The sequence below is a fragment of the Vibrio sp. nBUS_14 genome (assembly GCF_051201655.1).
In the GTDB taxonomy this organism is placed as follows: Bacteria; Pseudomonadota; Gammaproteobacteria; order Enterobacterales; family Vibrionaceae; genus Vibrio.
Map to the genome: position 1 here is coordinate 1 of NZ_CP179207.1, position 15,930 is coordinate 15,930.

16 protein-coding genes and 1 pseudogene are annotated in these 15,930 nt (G+C 43.6%); 10 read left to right on the plus strand and 7 right to left on the minus strand.

The annotated features are described in order from the left end of the window. Window positions 1–584 precede the first annotated feature (584 nt). A complete protein-coding gene (gene ltrA / locus ACMAZD_RS17555) occupies window positions 585–2,057 on the plus strand; it encodes a group II intron reverse transcriptase/maturase (RefSeq protein WP_435247182.1) in 1,473 nt (490 codons plus the stop codon). Between the two features lie 206 nt (window positions 2,058–2,263). On the opposite strand, the gene ACMAZD_RS17560 is transcribed toward ltrA, so the two are convergent. Together ACMAZD_RS17560 and ACMAZD_RS17565 are read right to left on the minus strand one after the other, a co-directional pair. Beyond that, window positions 2,264–2,551 carry a putative quinol monooxygenase gene (locus ACMAZD_RS17560; RefSeq protein WP_435249985.1) on the minus strand — a complete coding sequence of 96 codons (288 nt, stop codon included), beginning with the start codon at window positions 2,549–2,551 and terminating at the stop codon, window positions 2,264–2,266. Next, window positions 2,544–2,783: a DUF2798 domain-containing protein gene (locus ACMAZD_RS17565; RefSeq protein WP_017092320.1), complete on the minus strand. Its 240-nt coding sequence runs from the start codon at window positions 2,781–2,783 to the stop codon at window positions 2,544–2,546. The genes ACMAZD_RS17560 and ACMAZD_RS17565 overlap by 8 nt, the downstream gene beginning before the upstream one ends. An 86-nt stretch (window positions 2,784–2,869) precedes the next feature. Here ACMAZD_RS17565 and ACMAZD_RS17570 point away from each other — a divergent pair, with 86 nt between their 5' ends. Together ACMAZD_RS17570 and ACMAZD_RS17575 are read left to right on the plus strand one after the other, a co-directional pair. Continuing rightward, window positions 2,870–3,727 (plus strand): LysR family transcriptional regulator, encoded by an 858-nt coding sequence (locus ACMAZD_RS17570; protein ID WP_435249986.1) that lies wholly within the window; start codon window positions 2,870–2,872, stop codon window positions 3,725–3,727. Between the two features lie 291 nt (window positions 3,728–4,018). Next, window positions 4,019–4,267: a hypothetical protein gene (locus ACMAZD_RS17575; RefSeq protein WP_435249987.1), complete on the plus strand. Its 249-nt coding sequence runs from the start codon at window positions 4,019–4,021 to the stop codon at window positions 4,265–4,267. A gap of 101 nt (window positions 4,268–4,368) precedes the next feature. On the opposite strand, the gene ACMAZD_RS17580 is transcribed toward ACMAZD_RS17575, so the two are convergent. Together ACMAZD_RS17580 and ACMAZD_RS17585 are read right to left on the minus strand one after the other, a co-directional pair. Further along, window positions 4,369–5,202, minus strand: coding sequence for a recombinase A (locus ACMAZD_RS17580; RefSeq protein ID WP_435249988.1), 834 nt, complete (start codon window positions 5,200–5,202; stop codon window positions 4,369–4,371). 70 nt (window positions 5,203–5,272) lie between these two features. Then, a pseudogene (locus tag ACMAZD_RS17585) lies at window positions 5,273–5,556 on the minus strand (mechanosensitive ion channel domain-containing protein); the annotation flags it as partial. A 280-nt stretch (window positions 5,557–5,836) separates the two neighbouring features. Here ACMAZD_RS17585 and ACMAZD_RS17590 point away from each other — a divergent pair. The 4 genes from ACMAZD_RS17590 to ACMAZD_RS17605 all read left to right on the plus strand — a co-directional run bounded on the left by ACMAZD_RS17590 (window position 5,837) and on the right by ACMAZD_RS17605 (window position 10,545). After that, window positions 5,837–6,085, plus strand: coding sequence for a hypothetical protein (locus ACMAZD_RS17590; protein ID WP_102436510.1), 249 nt, complete (start codon window positions 5,837–5,839; stop codon window positions 6,083–6,085). A 980-nt stretch (window positions 6,086–7,065) separates the two neighbouring features. Beyond that, entirely contained in the window at window positions 7,066–9,129 is a 2,064-nt protein-coding gene (locus ACMAZD_RS17595) for a protein-disulfide reductase DsbD family protein (protein WP_435250551.1), read from the plus strand. 3 nt (window positions 9,130–9,132) lie between these two features. Continuing rightward, window positions 9,133–9,702 carry a protein disulfide oxidoreductase gene (locus tag ACMAZD_RS17600; RefSeq protein WP_435249989.1) on the plus strand — a complete coding sequence of 190 codons (570 nt, stop codon included), beginning with the start codon at window positions 9,133–9,135 and terminating at the stop codon, window positions 9,700–9,702. A gap of 123 nt (window positions 9,703–9,825) precedes the next feature. Beyond that, window positions 9,826–10,545 (plus strand): thioredoxin domain-containing protein, encoded by a 720-nt coding sequence (locus tag ACMAZD_RS17605; RefSeq protein WP_435249990.1) that lies wholly within the window; start codon window positions 9,826–9,828, stop codon window positions 10,543–10,545. A gap of 310 nt (window positions 10,546–10,855) precedes the next feature. Here the strand turns inward: ACMAZD_RS17605 and ACMAZD_RS17610 are convergent, their stop codons facing one another. After that, entirely contained in the window at window positions 10,856–11,875 is a 1,020-nt protein-coding gene (locus ACMAZD_RS17610) for a succinylglutamate desuccinylase/aspartoacylase family protein (RefSeq protein WP_435249991.1), read from the minus strand. 374 nt (window positions 11,876–12,249) lie between these two features. On the opposite strand from ACMAZD_RS17610, the gene ACMAZD_RS17615 reads away from it, so the two are divergent. From ACMAZD_RS17615 to ACMAZD_RS17625, 3 genes are all read left to right on the plus strand, one after another. Beyond that, window positions 12,250–13,248 carry a porin gene (locus ACMAZD_RS17615; protein ID WP_102277456.1) on the plus strand — a complete coding sequence of 333 codons (999 nt, stop codon included), beginning with the start codon at window positions 12,250–12,252 and terminating at the stop codon, window positions 13,246–13,248. Window positions 13,249–13,403: 155 nt separating this feature from the next. Next, window positions 13,404–14,294: a DMT family transporter gene (locus tag ACMAZD_RS17620; protein ID WP_435249992.1), complete on the plus strand. Its 891-nt coding sequence runs from the start codon at window positions 13,404–13,406 to the stop codon at window positions 14,292–14,294. A 69-nt stretch (window positions 14,295–14,363) separates the two neighbouring features. Then, a complete protein-coding gene (locus ACMAZD_RS17625; protein ID WP_102277454.1) occupies window positions 14,364–14,981 on the plus strand; it encodes a glutaredoxin domain-containing protein in 618 nt (205 codons plus the stop codon). A gap of 160 nt (window positions 14,982–15,141) precedes the next feature. On the opposite strand, the gene ACMAZD_RS17630 is transcribed toward ACMAZD_RS17625, so the two are convergent. Both ACMAZD_RS17630 and ACMAZD_RS17635 read right to left on the minus strand, forming a co-directional pair. Beyond that, the gene (locus tag ACMAZD_RS17630) at window positions 15,142–15,276 is read right to left on the minus strand and encodes a hypothetical protein (protein ID WP_017105644.1); all 135 of its coding nucleotides are present in this window, start codon (window positions 15,274–15,276) and stop codon (window positions 15,142–15,144) included. Between the two features lie 236 nt (window positions 15,277–15,512). After that, window positions 15,513–15,863 carry a hypothetical protein gene (locus ACMAZD_RS17635; protein ID WP_017105643.1) on the minus strand — a complete coding sequence of 117 codons (351 nt, stop codon included), beginning with the start codon at window positions 15,861–15,863 and terminating at the stop codon, window positions 15,513–15,515. Window positions 15,864–15,930 lie beyond the last annotated feature (67 nt).

Below are 15,930 nucleotides of genomic sequence, written 5' to 3' on the forward strand. Positions count from 1 at the left end.
TTGTCCGTGCGACGTGAAGTCGCATGAAGCGCTGTTCACCGCGATAAGAGTGAACCGTTTGTATCACCAGACGACCCTAAGGCTCTGAATAAAGCAGCGAGCCTGACAATGTAACGAAGTTTGGCACTGTGCCAAACGGGAGCAAAACCGTGAGGGAATGCTCCTCCTGATAACCACGAATTGGGTGAGTGCTAGGGAATCAGTATGATGAACGAAAGTGAATCCATGTAAGGTGCGTCATATTTGAAGCAGCGGAAGTGGTTAATACGCTGTGGCCAAACGGCGATGGGAGTAGGAAAGAGGTTGGACAATACTCTTTCGTGATCGATAGGCTCCTCGCACTATAGTGGGCATCTACCCTGATATTGCGCGACATGCGGAACACGGTAAGCCAGTATCGTTCCTTCGGGAAAGCTGTCTGTGAAGAGAGCCGATAGCGGTGCTGGTAAAGGAGGTTGGAAAAAGCGAATGCTGCATTGTAATGATGCAGATACAGACGGATATCTGACACGAAAGTGTGCCCACTTCCAACTGGTCTCCCATTGCAAGATGATTTGGAAAACTTTATTTAAGAAGGAACGCAGATGATCTCTTCTCATGAAGTGAGTGCCCCTTCTGGCAGCGCCCAATGGCAATCCATCGACTGGAAAGCGGTTGAGCGCCATGTGTTAAGGCTCCAGATGCGCATTGCAAAAGCAATCCGAGAAGGTAAACACGGTAAGGCGAAAGCACTACAGTGGATACTGACTCACTCGAAAGCAGCAAAACTTCTCGCTGTTCGTCGAGTATCACAAAACAAAGGCAGTAAAACGCCAGGAATTGACGGCGACATCTGGAACACCGATGCACGTCGAATGGCGGCAGTCAGCTTACTGAGCAGAAAAGGCTATCGAGCTAAACCGCTCAGAAGAATCTATATCCCGAAGAAAAACGGCAAACTTAGACCATTAGGTATCCCGTGCATGATAGACCGAGCGCAACAAGCGTTACATCTTCTAGCACTAGAACCTATATCGGAAACAATTGCCGACCCTAACAGCTATGGCTTTAGACCTAACCGAAGCGCAGCCGATGCAATACAGCAGTGCTTCAAATGCCTGTGCAAAAAGGGAGCAGCACAATGGGTTCTTGAGGGAGATATCAAAGCTTGTTTCGACAAGATAGGTCACCAGTGGCTACTTGATAATGTCCCGACAGACAAAAGGATGCTCAAGCAATGGCTGGAATGTGGCTATATAGACAAAGGGCTATTCTACAAAACGGCAGAGGGAACACCACAAGGCGGGATAATTTCACCCACCCTGATGTTGCTCACTCTTGTCGGACTAGAAAAGTTAATTAAGTCTATCGCTCGCAAGACAGGCAGCAGAGTAAACTTTATAGGTTATGCTGACGACTTTGTTATCACGGGGTCTTCAAAGGAAGTCCTAGTGAATGACATTAAGCCGCAACTGATGGCTTTCTTACAAGAAAGAGGTTTAGCGCTTTCTGAAGAGAAAACGCATGTGACTCATATTAATGATGGCTTCGACTTTCTTGGCTTTAACGCCAGAAAGTACAAAGGAAAACTGCTCATTAAACCGAGTAAGTCCAACGTATTATCATTCTTACGAAACATGCGTGACCTCATTAGAAAACACGCAACAATCCCAGTAGCCGATCTCATCAAGATGATGAATCCAAAACTACGAGGATGGGCGAATTACTATCGCCATTGTGTTGCTAAACAAACCTTCGGCTATGTTGGACATCAGATGTTTCTAGCGTTATGGCGATGGTCAGTCAGGCGTCACCCAAACAAGGGACGTAAATGGATCGCACACAAGTACTTTCTAAACTATCAAGGGCAATGGATTTTCCATGGCTGGTTTAAAAAGGATGGACTGTATGGCGTGATCCGACTGTTTCAAATCGGTCAAGTGCCAATCAAGCGACATGTAAAAATCATGAGCCAAGCGACACCGTTCGATCCTTTTTGGAAAGGTTTTCTCAATGAACGTAAGGTGAAAAATACAGGTCGTAACTCATGGTTTGATCCTGTCGCCACTGCTTTGTGAGTTGCTGGGTAACAATAACGCCTTAGTGGAGGCTTGAGCCGTATGCAGTGAAAGTTGCACGTACGGTTCTTAGGAGGGCGGCACCTGGTAACAGGTGTCGCCTATCCGACAAAAGTGAGTTTTAGCTGAAGCTAGACAACTTTTAAATGATAGGGAGGTTAGACCTCCCTACCTATCTAGTGACTTACTCAGATATATCTGAGAATTTAACCCTCTACATTGGTCATTTTGTGTATTTCTGGCTCTTGAGCTAATGCGGTTTTATAAAACTCAAATATCGGTGTGATATATGGCTGGGCATAGTGTTCTTCTAGGGCAGCTTGGTCCGCCCAGTTTTCAACCAAGATCAGCTGATCTTTCGCTTGGTTTTCATGTAGCTCAAAACGCAAGCAACCCGCTTCTTCTCGAGTAGCAGTTAAAATGCCTTCAGCTTTTTGTTTGCACTCTGCATAAAATTCACTTTTGGGGGTAATAAAAGCCACAACACTAAGCATTGTTTTTCTCCTTTTGGGGTGTAAATTGACGCATCAATTTTTGGGTCAATACCATGATTGGTTTATTCAACAAGTAGGCCGCTGCAAACGAAGCAGGCCAAGCATTAATAAAGGCAAAGCCCCACCGGTTGATGAAATCTTCTGGTAAACCGAGATTGATGTAAGTGACCCACGCGGACACCATACTTGACATCGCGCATGAGAACAGAGCTGTGAAAAAAAGTTTTGTCATAGCGCTTCCTCCTGTCTGTATACTGTATGGATATATCGTATCGTCGGCCATACGAGATTTAGAACACTAAGATTGCGGAAAACCTTATGCTGGATGATTTTTTATTATTTGTTGAAGTAGCCCGTCGAGGCAGTTATTCAAAAGCGGCACGAGACTTAACAACTACCGCGCCTACCTTGTCCAAACGCATCTTATTGTTAGAAGAGAGATTAGGTGAGTCACTATTTATTCGCTCCTCTAGGGGAGTCAAACTCACTAGCTTTGGCAAAGGGTTATTTGAGCAGCATGGCGAGACCACCCTAAATCTTCATCAGGCCGTGACTGAAAGCTCGAAAAGTGAAGCGGTTTCCTTCGTCTTACATTGCCCGCAAAACTTAATCATTGGCCAACTATACCCAGCGCTTGAAGCCTTTCTGCTAGAAAAAAGTTATGTGGATGTCGTTATTGAGCCTGCCAACACAAATGTGCTGCTTAGCCAAACTTCTTTTGATTTAGCCATACGTAGTGGAGAGCAAAGAGACTCGTCTTTTTACCAGAAAAAGTTAGCCAGTATTGCCGTATGCATTGTCTCAAGACGAGACTGCAAAAGCCGAGAGCGACTCATTATGCCGTACTCTAAGACGCAAATTTCAGGGCAAGACTTGCTCAGTATCGAGCGGCAATACTCTAAGGTTTCTCGGGTCAACGACATTACCTTGGTACGCAAACTGGTCGCGTCAGGCATGGGTGTAGGGCTATTGCCTATGACAGAGATCGCCGATTTGTATAGTGAGATGTCCGGGCACGTTCAATACGACTCTGAGATACTTTTTACTCGGCCTATGTATGCCTTGTGGGCGAATAAACCAAAGCCTTCGTCACTGTCCCAAGATCTGATCACATGTATCGAGAGCTGTGTTCAAAACACTCCTGTTTTACAAGGGCGCATGGTTGATTTGACGTGATTGGGTTGGCTGCTAAGGGAAGGTAATTTCTCCATATATCAACGATTGTTGGTGAGATGATATTAAACCGACCTAGCCAAGGTTATTTCTCTTTATAGACCGCATCATACTGTTTCCCTACAAAAATTAATATCAAGTTCATGGATAATTTACTTACCATCTTTAATCGAAGTAGATGGTGTCAAGGTTGTTGCAATGGACGAGTTTGGGGGCGATAGATATTAAGCTGGAGAAAATATCGATATCCGTTTATCAGTTGGCCTCCACGATGAAGACGAAGAATGGGAGTCAATGTTTTCAGGTAACCCCGAAGCCAAGAAAGAGCTAGAACATCAATGGGGCTGGCGCTATTGGGCATACGGTATCTTGATAGAAATAGATCCTGAGGTAATAGCTGATGTGGGTATTACACATCTATCAGCACCAATCGAGACTAGTGGTCCAAGAGTGGTAGGAGAAAGATTGCATTCACCATCGATAGAGTGGATGCACACAGCAGCTAACAAGGCGCTGCTGTCGGACAACTTTTCCATACTCTAATTAATCCGTTAAATGCTAATTTAGTCATGTCGCTGCGAAGCTTTTGTCCAATGGTGACTTGAGAAAACTAACATACTACATAGGGAACTTTTCCGGCTTAGTTATTCGTTATCTTCACTCAGAGCAAATTTGATCTCGTCAGAGGAGAAGCCTTTACGGCTCAACATCGCATAGGCCTTTGAACGCTCTTTGTGATCTTTAAGATCATAAGATTTCTTCTGCAACTGTTCTAAACAAGAAGAGTAAAAATCTAGCTGCTCTTCGTTAATTAATCGGTCGACCAATTGTGGCAATTCAGTCGTGTCGATTTTTCGCTGTCTGAGCTCTTGCTGAATAGCGGTCAAGCCTTTGCCCTTACGAGCGTACTTGAGTACTTCTTTCTCCAAATCTGCTTTCTCAGCCTTGATTTGGATATTACTTTTCAGTTCATGCGTTTGTGAGTGCTGGTCAATCGCAACTTTTACTTGCTGATAGCTAAAACCACGCTTTTGCAGCGTCGCAACCAGCTTTTCACGACTCATGGTAAAGCTTGTGTAGTAATGGTTGATTCGGTCTATCAAGATAGTTTGTTCATCAATAGATTTTTCGAAGGACACCTTATGGATAGCATCAGAAATCACTGAGACCGTCAGGCCCTTCTTTTTCAATTTTTCGACAATATATTGAGAACCAAATTCACCAGAAAACGCTTGTTCCACGAATTGTTCAGCAAACACTTGGTCAGACTTAAGATACCCAAAGCCTTTCAGGGTACTCAAAGTTTCATCGATCCATTCTTGATTGTCGGTTTTCATTTTGAGCTTTGCAATCAGCTCGCTTTCCGTCATATCTCGCTGAGTTAAATGCCACATCGCAGAGTTCATGACGCTTTCGATTCGGGTCGCTTTTCTTACCGGTGTATTTCTAGTATTCGTTTTTTGCTGTGAATCATCCATTCGATTTCAACTGTCCAAACTGAGCCTACCCCATCATAACGTAATTCTAAGCTGGGTGAAGTGACATAAAAGAATGAAGCTTGATCATATGTTCTAGCTTTTTAAGCACTAGAGGGTGCGCAATGATGATGTCGTTTAATACCGCTTTTGCTTTATCGATGTCATTGGGATAACAAATGCCATGCCCACACGTCTAACACGCTCTGCTGTGATGTTGTTTATAACGTCACTCCAGATCTTGTTGTTCGGGGTCACTAAGCGTTGGCTATCAATGGTTTGAACGGTTGTCGACACTAAACTCATGTCTTTTACTGTGCCTTGAACACCAGCCACTTTAGCCATGTCGCCAATATTACAAATAGACAACGCCAAACCTTTATGATGTTACTTCATATGAATGTCTAAATTTACCCTATAAGTAGTAGTAAAAAGAATATGGATAACAAGCATTTAAAAGTATGTTGTGTTAAATATTCACAAAATATCAGCTCGAATCTAATATTTGAGAGTTCCAATCCCTTCTTATGACCTGTAGAGTACGCAACCAACAAAGAATAACGGCCAGAATCATCACTTAGGCACATGCACAAAAACGCCTTTAATCCGATGTCGGCTCATAGCAAGAGAATAAAAAATGAACAACGAACTTGATATTATCGATTCCTTAGAAGAACTGGAAAAGTTCCTAATCTCAGTTGAAGCTGGCGGTTTGGGTCTTGAAGGCGTTGAAGGCGTAGGCATGGCAACCAATAATTCAGACGGTCGTCATTTCGTTGCTGTATTTGATAGCAACCACAAGGTTCTACTTGCTCGTTGGATCACTAAAGAAGTCTTTGAAAATGGTAAAGACCTAGTTCGTAACGGACCTCGTCGCACTCATTAAGGCGCCCGAATAGAACCTAGAACACCTCAGACTATAGATTGAGCCCAATTCAGTTCCTAACGAGCGATTGGGCTTTTTTGTGTCTGCTATTTAGTTAGCTTTTTCAAACACAACCACGCTTGCCCCTCATAAATGCGTATCTGGCTCGCTTAAAACGTTACTTTGAAACTGTCACCTAGGCGAGAAATAGGGTCAGTTGATAAGAAAAACAACGGTCAGAAAAAAGAACTAATTATTATGAACTTAAACCGATACTTGATGCCTCACTCGCTAGGTTTGGCATTTATGCATCCCTTTTGCTTTGACAATTTTATGACTTGTAGCTCAGAGCAAAGTTATCTAAGCTAGCCACAATTCAACGAGCTCGCTTTAGCTACTAACTATTTATTGACTCGATTACTGACTAATTTGCTGAATACACCATTACTTTTCTTATCTAAACAGAACCGCCGACAAAAGTATTCGCTTTGGGCGCTTTTCCTTACCGGACTGGTTACCGTAACCTGTCTGGCGAGTACGCTGTCTGCAAACAAAGTAACCATTTCAGCTTCCTTAATTGGACAATCAATACTTGTCGGCGCAGAAACTAGCCACCCACAAGCAATCGTCGCTTCTTTCGATAAAATGTCTGAGCTCTATGCCAGCGTTTTTGGTTCCGAAGCTTCTAAAACTCTGTCAGCGCCAAACTCTAGCGCGTGCAGCCTAAGCTCCAAAATGCTCACATTCGCGACACCTAAAATAAGTTGGCTGATTCCTTTTATCCTGTTTATTGCTGTTGCATACAGCCTATCACCGCACATATCGAGATTGTCTAGAGATAACCATCGCTCTTCTCGACCTACAAAACACCGCTTACATCTAAAGCACTGTATATTTAGAGAGTAAATAACCGGGCTACTACACCCTTTTATTTATTTTTTGGAGATACATTTGTGTACAACACACTACTAACTAAGTTTGTCGATTCGTTGGCATTCTGCATGCGTACATGCGCAAAAACACTAGTCACTGCCCTTTTGATTATGACGCCATTTACTGTTTTGGCACAGACGACGGGCTGGCTCAGCATGCCTGAACATCCACCAGTCAAGATGCGAATGATGTCGACGGGTGAACAATCGGACGACGGTTCTAAGATTCAAACCGTGCTGGATGTCGTTCTCGACGGCGATTGGAAAACCTATTGGCGTAGCCCTGGCGAAGGTGGTATTCCGCCAAGTTGGGACTGGTCTGGTTCAACAAACATAGAGTCGGTAGAGTGGCATTGGCCGATCCCTAAGTACTACGAACAACTGGACGTGATGACGTTAGGCTACAAAAAACACGTCAACTTTCCCGTTACGTTGACACTGAAAGACAATACGAAGCCAGCACTGTTTAAGGCATCGTTCACCTTTCCGTCGTGTACCAATATCTGTGTGTTAACCGATTACGACATCGAACTGCCGATTGATCCGCAAACATTAGAGCTCGATGAAGAAGCAATGTTCTTGTTCAATCAAGGCATGAGCCAATCTCCACGAGAAGCTAACCGCACTTCAGTGAACGGCCTGTTCTGGGATAAAAGCAAACAACAACTGGTGACTCAGCTAACAAGTAAGGAAGGCTGGGATAAACCGATGGTATTGATTGATGGACAAGAAGTGCTTGATGACTTCTTCTCTCCACCAACCGTCCACATCACAGACAATACAATGACCGCAGTATTCGATGTGAGTAACTGGATCGGCGAGGTCGACTTAACGGATCGCACAGTGAGTATTACCGTTTCAGATACTAACTTTGCCGAAGAGATGACCGCGCAAGTTGGGTCAGAGCCGATAGCTTACCAAACAAGCAACAACAGCTTTCTAGTCATCCTTGGCTTTGCGTTAGTGGGCGGTTTAATCCTCAACATCATGCCGTGTGTTCTACCCGTATTAGGAATGAAGTTGAACAGCATCATTCAGAACCAAGGCGCTTCAAATCGCCACATCCGACTCTCATTCCTAGCGTCTGCTGCGGGGGTTATCACTTCGTTTTCGCTACTAGCTCTAGGCATGACCGTTCTGAAAATGGGTGGCAATGCGATTGGTTGGGGAATCCAGTTCCAAAATGTTTGGTTCATCGGGTTCATGCTGATCATCACCGTATTGTTCTCAGTTAACCTACTCGGTCTATTCGAATTCAGACTTCCTTCAGGCTTAAACACTTGGATGGCAACCAAAGGCGATGACTCACATTCCGGTCACTTCATCCAAGGCATGTTTGCGACACTATTGGCGACGCCTTGCAGCGCTCCATTCCTAGGAACCGCAGTAGATTATGCTCTGGGAGCAAGTTACCAAGAGTTGTGGGCTATCTTTATCGCACTCGGCATTGGTATGAGCGCACCTTGGTTGATCTTCGCGTTATTCCCGAGCCTAACTAAATTGCTACCAAAACCGGGCGCGTGGATTTTCAAAGTTAAGTTGGTATTCGGCTTAATGATGTTCATCACCAGTCTGTGGTTAACAAGCCTACTGAGCCCATTCATTGGCAAGTTCCCAACCATCTTGTTGTCACTGTTTATCGTCGTTTCAGTGCTAATTTGGATTGGCATAAAATTAGGACGCAAGGTACTGGTTCCTATCATAGCAACCACAACCTTGGTATTTGGTGCTGTATTGATCGTCGGCAGTGTTACTGCTGATAACTGGGCAACGCCAATTGTCGATAACCTTGATTGGCAGAAACTGGATGCGAAACAAATCCCTCAGTTGGTCGAAGAAGAAAAAACCATCTTTGTCGACGTGACTGCTGAATGGTGTATCACCTGTAAAGCCAACAAAATTGGCGTCATTCTTCAAGATCCTGTCTACAGCCACCTGCAACAAGAAGATATTGTTTTGATGAAAGGCGATTGGACAACACCAAGTGAAAGTGTCACTCAATACTTACAAAGTAATGGGCGATTTGGTGTGCCATTTAATATCGTTTATGGCCCGAGCTATAAAAATGGTATTCCATTGCCCGTGATTCTAGACAGTGACACTGTTATTCAAGCCATCGACGCTGCGAGATAATTGATGAAGACGCCCAATAATGAACAAAGCCCTAGCTCTGCTGAAGATAACGCTGTAAAGGCTGAAACCAAAAAGCCAAGCCGTCTTAAGAAGTGGGGAAAGGAACTCGTTTCAATGATACTGATCGTTGGCGTGGTTTCGTTTGCCATGGACTTTTACCACAGCAGAAATATGCCTCAAGGAGATGCGATTCCAATCGTGGGTCAGTCGATCCAAGGTGAGGATATTGATGTTATCGAGTTAAGCAAAAGCGGTAAGCCCGTTATTGTCTATTTTTGGGCGACTTGGTGTAGCGCATGCAAATTGGTGAGCCCGACGGTTAATAGCTTCAGCGACTCCCATCAAGTAGTTTCTGTAGCACTTTCATCTGGCCCAAACGAACGTGTTCAGCGCTTCTTAGACGCCAAAGAGTATGACTTCCCTGTTATCAATGATCTCTCTGGATCGATCAGCAGAAGTTGGGGGGGCAATGTCACGCCAAGTATTGTCATCATCAAAGATGGAAAGATTAGCAGTATCGCAACCGGCGTTACTTCCCCTATCGGCCTGTGGTTAAGAACCTACTTTGCATAACTCGCTCACTAAGAAAAACAGAGCAGAGCAAATGAACCGATTAAAGCCAATTTAACAAACAATAATACCGTGAGCGCGACCTCAAATTCGCTCACGATTATCAAGAATTAGAGAATAAACATCATGAAAAAACATCTGATTAGCGCACTGATTTTAGGCTCACTATTGAGCACAAGTGCCTTTGCTGAGTTAAGTACAGAACAAACCCAGCAACTCGAAGAAATTAACCAGTTCCTGAAAGAGAATCCTTCTACGATTTCAGGGCTGCATACCAGTTTAGAGCAGTACGTAGCTGGCCAAGCGCAAGCAAAGAAAGCTCAAGCAGAGAGTCACGATTGGTTGTATAACAATGACACTCACCCAATCACGGGCAACCCTGACGGAAAATCAGTCATCGTTAACTTTACTGACTACAACTGCCCTTTCTGTAAACGCTTAGAGAAAGGCTTAGTGAAATTAGCGTCTGAAAATAGTGATATCAAAATCATCAATGTGTACTTGTCATTTAAGCAGCAGCAAGTAGACGACCTTGATACCAATGCGGCTCTCTACGCGATGAAAGTATGGAAAGATAATCCAGAAGCCTTCCCTGAAGTCGATAGATTACTGATGGCAAAAAGTGGTAGCCACACAAAATCTTCACTACAGGCTGTGGCGAAGAAAACAGGAACAGAAGCCCAGTTGGACACGACCTCAGAGCAAAGCGACATACTCATGACCAACCACCAAACCTTTACCACTCTAGGTTTAACCGGCACTCCAACCATGATAATGAAGGGAAATGTTTTACCGGGATATGTGCCTTACGATCGGCTGAAAGACATCGTAGATGACGCTTTCTAATTGAATCTAGAAAGGTTGTGAGTCTTAGCAAAAATTGAAGATGAAACTGATAAAGCCTACTGGCGTTAACATGCGGTAGGCTTTTTATGGCTTTGAAACAATCGTTTTGAAACAAAAAAGCAGTCGAAGTGTCACCATCTCGCGATGGGTTCTTAATTTATCCTCGTGACTCTAAGAGCAGTTCTGTCGATGAGTCAAAGACGTATTAACTCTGGACAACTGTCCTTTAACAGAGCTTAGCTCGGTCTTTATTTTACGTATTTCGAATGACGGTAGCTTTCGCCAATGGCTCGCTCTACCTAGCAGTTATCTAACTCAACAAACGACACACAAGAGCACCCGGTTCCCTTAATGCATCCACATTATAACTAAGCACACGTCCTGCAGACGGTGCGTTATAGCGACGGCATTCGTTACCAAATGCATCATATTGAATGGCTAACAATTCACCTTGTTCTACGCTTTGCAGGAGTTCAACCTGGGGTAGAACAAAACCACCGATATCGGCACGAATAGACACAACATTGTTGCCTTCGATCCAATCAAGAGCGGGAAGTTGCTTAGGCTCTTTTATTTGCTCACCGACAGCCTCGGACATCTCATAGTAAGACAACATGTTAAACACGCCGTCGACCGCCCTTTGAATCATGTCAGGTTGAGTAAATTTACCCATCCCCACTTCGACCGTGATACTTGGGATACCACTTCGGTTCCATACGGTTTCTAAGATACCTGGGTCACCGGGATCGTTGAGCACACAATCGGGCTGCATTAATCTCGCCATCTCCAAACATTGATCAATCCGGTAATCAGCAAAAACATAGAGAGGATAAACCGCACCGCGCGTTTGAGTATGAAGATCGACCGCAAACGTTGCATTGTGTTTAAGCAAACGCTCCCACAATGAAGCCACAAAACGCTCGGCAGCCAAACCATGGGCATCACCGGGAAAAAGTCGATTGAGGTTAGCAGGACATGAACCCGGATCAGAAGAGATAAAGTCGCGGCTATGATTTAACAAACCAGACAGGTTGACCGTAGGCACAATAGTCACGATACCTGTTAAGGTCTTACCAATGAGATCTCTGATAATTTGTTGAGCAGCCAACACGCCATTCAACTCATCACCATGAATACCGGCGGTGATCATCAACTTGGGTCCATCTTGGCTTCCTTTAAAAACAGACACTGGCATATTTTTCGGTTGCCCTAGCCCATCGCTGGTCACTTGGAACCAAAACTGATGTTCCCCAATGGGTAGGTCGTCCACATTCAAGGAGCCAATAACCTGTCTATCTTGTAAAACATCACCTAAGTACTCTGTTTTCATGAAACCTCTCCGTCCTGTTGAGCAGAATCTATTCGCTTTGAAGTTTTTGCATCATAGAGGATATAACCACCAGCACAAACTGTTATTCGGCGACAAGAGTTCACCACCTACCTTCATTTCTGTTCAACTACCGCGAAGAAACCGCTAATCAAAACTTAAACGGACTAATAGAAAAGCGCCTGAACTTGTATAACTATTCACTAATTACTCAGTCAATTGAAATAAAAGTGCAATAAAATCAACATTTAAAAGTTCCCTATTCAAGAAAATGTAATTTTATAGAAATGAAAGCTTAATTTATCTGCTCTAAATTAGCTTCATATCGAAACGGAGAGCGCATTGCTCACGGATTTTAAAATACAAGGTAAGTGATTATGAAAAAGGCAGTTCTAGCTTCTGCGGTGGTAGCAGCACTAGTTTCAGGTTCATCTCTAGCAGCAACAGTTTACAGCTCTGATGGTACCGAGCTTAAAATTGGTGGTCGTGCAGAATTCCGTGGTGATTTCATTGGTTCAGGCGGTAAAGAAATCGAAGGAACAATGAAAAATAAAAGCCGTGTACGTTTAAATGTTGGCGGTACTACAGAAATCACCAGCGACCTATCTGGTTTCGGTTTCTACGAAGCAGAACAAGGCGTAAATTCTTCAGCTGACAATGATGAAACTGACAACTTTAAGCAACGCTACATGTACGCTGGCCTTCAAGGTAACTTTGGTGCTGTTTCGGTAGGTCGTCAAGATACAGCTGCAGCTCAAATCTCAGAAATGTCGGATGTTACTATCTACTCTGGTGACCAAAAAGCATTCATCAATGCCGGTGACGAGCAGATTAACAACACGTTTGTATACGCTTACGATGCAGACGCACTTTCTCTTAAAGCAAGTTTGATTGCTGGTGAAGACAAAGATACTGACGGTTACGGCATCTCTGGTATTTACACACTACCTATGGGCTTAGGTTTGGGTCTTGGTTACTCGGGCAATGACAACGGTGCGGGTAACGGATCTGCAACCGCTGTGATTGCTGGTATCAACTACAAAATGGATGCTTTATACCTAGGTGCGACCTACACAATGGGTGACCTAGACGACAAAGCGAATACTGAATTCTCTGGTGTAGAAGTTGCGGCTAAGTACAAACTAACAAGTCAATTCGAACTAGCTGCTCTTTACCAAAAACAGGAAAAAGATTTGACTCAGAACGTAACTGTAGATAAAGCTGACTTCTTTGAATTAACGGGTACTTACAAATTCAATAAATCTATTCGCACATACGTTGCTTACCAATTAAACAACCTAGACGATGTGAAAGTTGCAGGTCTTGAGACACAAAGCGAAGACTCACTTCGTTTAGGTCTACGCTACGACTTCTAATCTAAATTTAATTTAGATAGACGCTAAAAAGGTTGGGCAATCGCTCAACCTTTTTTCATATTCAAATATTCTGACCAACTTCATCAATGCTTTTTCTGGTTTCATTGTGTTAAATCCGTATCATAGGTGAACCACACCAAATAATTAGAAGCATCATGTCACAACACCATCCGATTCAAGGCGCTAGCTGGATGCTAACCGCTGGTTTAGCCTTTGCTGTCATTAACAGCCTTACTCAAATCGCTAGCATTCATTTCGGACTTACTTCTACCACCGTCGCCGTCATTCAATACGCTATCGCATTGCTTGCTATTCTGCCTTACCTTAAAACGTTAGGGATTCGCCGCGCGCTAAAAACTGACAACTTAAAATTGCACGTGTTCCGAGTTTTCTTATCGGTTATTGGTATTCAGCTGTGGATATGGGCGCTGGCTTACCCTGTGCCGATTTGGCAAGGTATTGCTCTTCTTATGACTTCGCCACTTTTTGCGACTATTGGATCTGGGCTTTTCTTAAAAGAAAAAGTAGGCGCCGCTCGTTGGGGTGCTACCTTAGCGGGCTTCATCGGTGCAATGGTCATTTTGGAACCATGGGCAGAAGATTTTAGCTGGGCAACGCTACTGCCTGTTGGCGCTGCATTCTTTTGGGCGTGCTACTCTCTAATGGTGAAAAAACTGTCATCGCAAGACAGCCCATCGACCATGGTGGTTTACCTTCTTCTTTTAATCACACCCTTTAATCTTCTTCTTGCTGCGCCCGATTGGCAAACCCCGAGCGGTGGCACTATCTGGGGAATATTAGTGATCATTGGCGTAATGACTGCCCTTGCACAATGGGCAATCGTAAAAGCGTACTCCGTGGCCGATGCCTCTTTTGTTCAACCATTTGACCACGCTAAACTTCCACTCAATGTATTAGCTGGCTGGATAGTATTTAGTTGGGTTCCACCTGGTCGTTTATGGCTAGGAGCCGCTATTATTATTGCGTCAGTTGCTTTTATTACCCACTGGGAAACAAAAAGACCATCGAAATCGAAGAAATTTTAAAGCGAGTGAAATAAATAACGCTACTGTCCGTTCTATATTGATAAGAGAATTTTAAACGAGGTCGTAACCATGAAGAAACCAGTCAAGATTACACTATACCGTTGGGCAGGCAGCTGGGGTCCATTTAAAGTCAATATCCCATGTGGAGAATGTACCCTTACTAAAGACATTCTTAAGGACACTTTTGAGAATGAATTAGCCGATGTCGATGTCGAACTGGAAGTGAAAGATTGGTTGTCTCATTGGTGGGAACCACTCAAGCTGGGTTCTTGGCATGCGCCGATTCTTGTCGTTGAAGGCAAGGTTGTTAGCCAAGGCGAGGCACTCAATCGCGGAGTGTTAGTTCAATCAGTAATCAAAGAATGGACGAAACGAGACAGCTTGAAAGGCAACATTGTTTACGGGAAAGCGACATGCCCATTCTGCGTCAAAGCAAAGAAAATGCTTGATGAAGCGGGTGTGGAGTACCAATACCACGATGTCGTGAAAGACAGCGCCGCTCTATATCGCATGATTCCAGAAGTAAAAGCGCACATTGGTGAAAAAACACCAGTCACCGTCCCTCAAATCTGGCTTGATGGTAAATACATTGGTGGAGCTGACAACTTAGAGGCATGGATGAAAGAGAATGGTTTAGACACTATTCCTAATAATGTTATCGATTTATCCAACCAATCAGCAAGCTGATCTTGCTCAGACTAAATCATTAGTCCAGTGGTTAACTAATCCGTGTTTTTTGTGTCCATCCACAACAAAACAGAGCGATGAAATACATCAATCGCTAAAACGAAAAAGGCCTTAAACTTCATTCAGTTTAAGGCCTTTTAAAATTCCGTTTAAAAAATGCTTACTTAGACATTTTCTTCATCATTCGCTTAAAGAACGATGGTTTCTTGCGCTTTGGCTTGCCATACAAGGCTTCGTGCATCATGTTTTTTGCAACCATTTGGCCAAGGTATGCGTGGCCTAGTTCGTAATTCATGCTTATCTCCGCACATAATCAATTTTCTGATGTGCGGATTTTACATTTAAAGCATCCCAAAAAAAAACTCATATCAAACTTATGTGTAATGGAATTACAGATTACATGGAAGTTTACAAATAAAACGCAAACTAAACGCAACAAAAAAGCAGCCTAATAAGCCGCTTTTAAAAAAAGGCTGAGTTCTAAAAAACCGTTAGTTCTAAAGATACCTTTCAAACGAAGCTGTTATAACACTAGCTACGCTTTGGCTGTCTGTAAGTTTTACCAGCAATCTGGTACGTGTCTTTTTGCTTTAATTCGAACATTGTCTCAAAGAACCAAGCTGCAAATTTGATTAAGTCATCGCCTTCATTCATAACATGTTCGATGTACTCTTGCTCTTCGCCCTGTTCATTCTCTTGAAGCGTCACGTGGTAAATACGCTTTTCGCCGTCAACTTCAGCTAACGCAAATTGACCAGTCAGTGATTCTGCAGCCTCAGCGACTTCAGTATCCTCGTTGGATTTCAACAACTCGAGCGCTTGAGGCAAGCCATCCAGTACACAGATCGCTTTTACCAGTACTTCAAATTCATTTTGCTGCATGTTTTACACCTATTAAATGGACCGAAGTATTGTAGGAAACCATCAACACAAATACAACGCTTTAACT

Coding starts and splice junctions, on each gene's coding strand:
- ltrA (WP_435247182.1), top strand. CDS start 585: ATGATCTCTTCTCATGAAGTGAGTGCCCCTTCTGGCAGCGCCCAATGG.
- ACMAZD_RS17560 (WP_435249985.1), bottom strand. CDS start 2,551: ATGCTTAGTGTTGTGGCTTTTATTACCCCCAAAAGTGAATTTTATGCA.
- ACMAZD_RS17565 (WP_017092320.1), bottom strand. CDS start 2,783: ATGACAAAACTTTTTTTCACAGCTCTGTTCTCATGCGCGATGTCAAGT.
- ACMAZD_RS17570 (WP_435249986.1), top strand. CDS start 2,870: ATGCTGGATGATTTTTTATTATTTGTTGAAGTAGCCCGTCGAGGCAGT.
- ACMAZD_RS17575 (WP_435249987.1), top strand. CDS start 4,019: ATGTTTTCAGGTAACCCCGAAGCCAAGAAAGAGCTAGAACATCAATGG.
- ACMAZD_RS17580 (WP_435249988.1), bottom strand. CDS start 5,202: ATGGATGATTCACAGCAAAAAACGAATACTAGAAATACACCGGTAAGA.
- ACMAZD_RS17590 (WP_102436510.1), top strand. CDS start 5,837: ATGAACAACGAACTTGATATTATCGATTCCTTAGAAGAACTGGAAAAG.
- ACMAZD_RS17595 (WP_435250551.1), top strand. CDS start 7,066: ATGCGTACATGCGCAAAAACACTAGTCACTGCCCTTTTGATTATGACG.
- ACMAZD_RS17600 (WP_435249989.1), top strand. CDS start 9,133: ATGAAGACGCCCAATAATGAACAAAGCCCTAGCTCTGCTGAAGATAAC.
- ACMAZD_RS17605 (WP_435249990.1), top strand. CDS start 9,826: ATGAAAAAACATCTGATTAGCGCACTGATTTTAGGCTCACTATTGAGC.
- ACMAZD_RS17610 (WP_435249991.1), bottom strand. CDS start 11,875: ATGAAAACAGAGTACTTAGGTGATGTTTTACAAGATAGACAGGTTATT.
- ACMAZD_RS17615 (WP_102277456.1), top strand. CDS start 12,250: ATGAAAAAGGCAGTTCTAGCTTCTGCGGTGGTAGCAGCACTAGTTTCA.
- ACMAZD_RS17620 (WP_435249992.1), top strand. CDS start 13,404: ATGTCACAACACCATCCGATTCAAGGCGCTAGCTGGATGCTAACCGCT.
- ACMAZD_RS17625 (WP_102277454.1), top strand. CDS start 14,364: ATGAAGAAACCAGTCAAGATTACACTATACCGTTGGGCAGGCAGCTGG.
- ACMAZD_RS17630 (WP_017105644.1), bottom strand. CDS start 15,276: ATGAATTACGAACTAGGCCACGCATACCTTGGCCAAATGGTTGCAAAA.
- ACMAZD_RS17635 (WP_017105643.1), bottom strand. CDS start 15,863: ATGCAGCAAAATGAATTTGAAGTACTGGTAAAAGCGATCTGTGTACTG.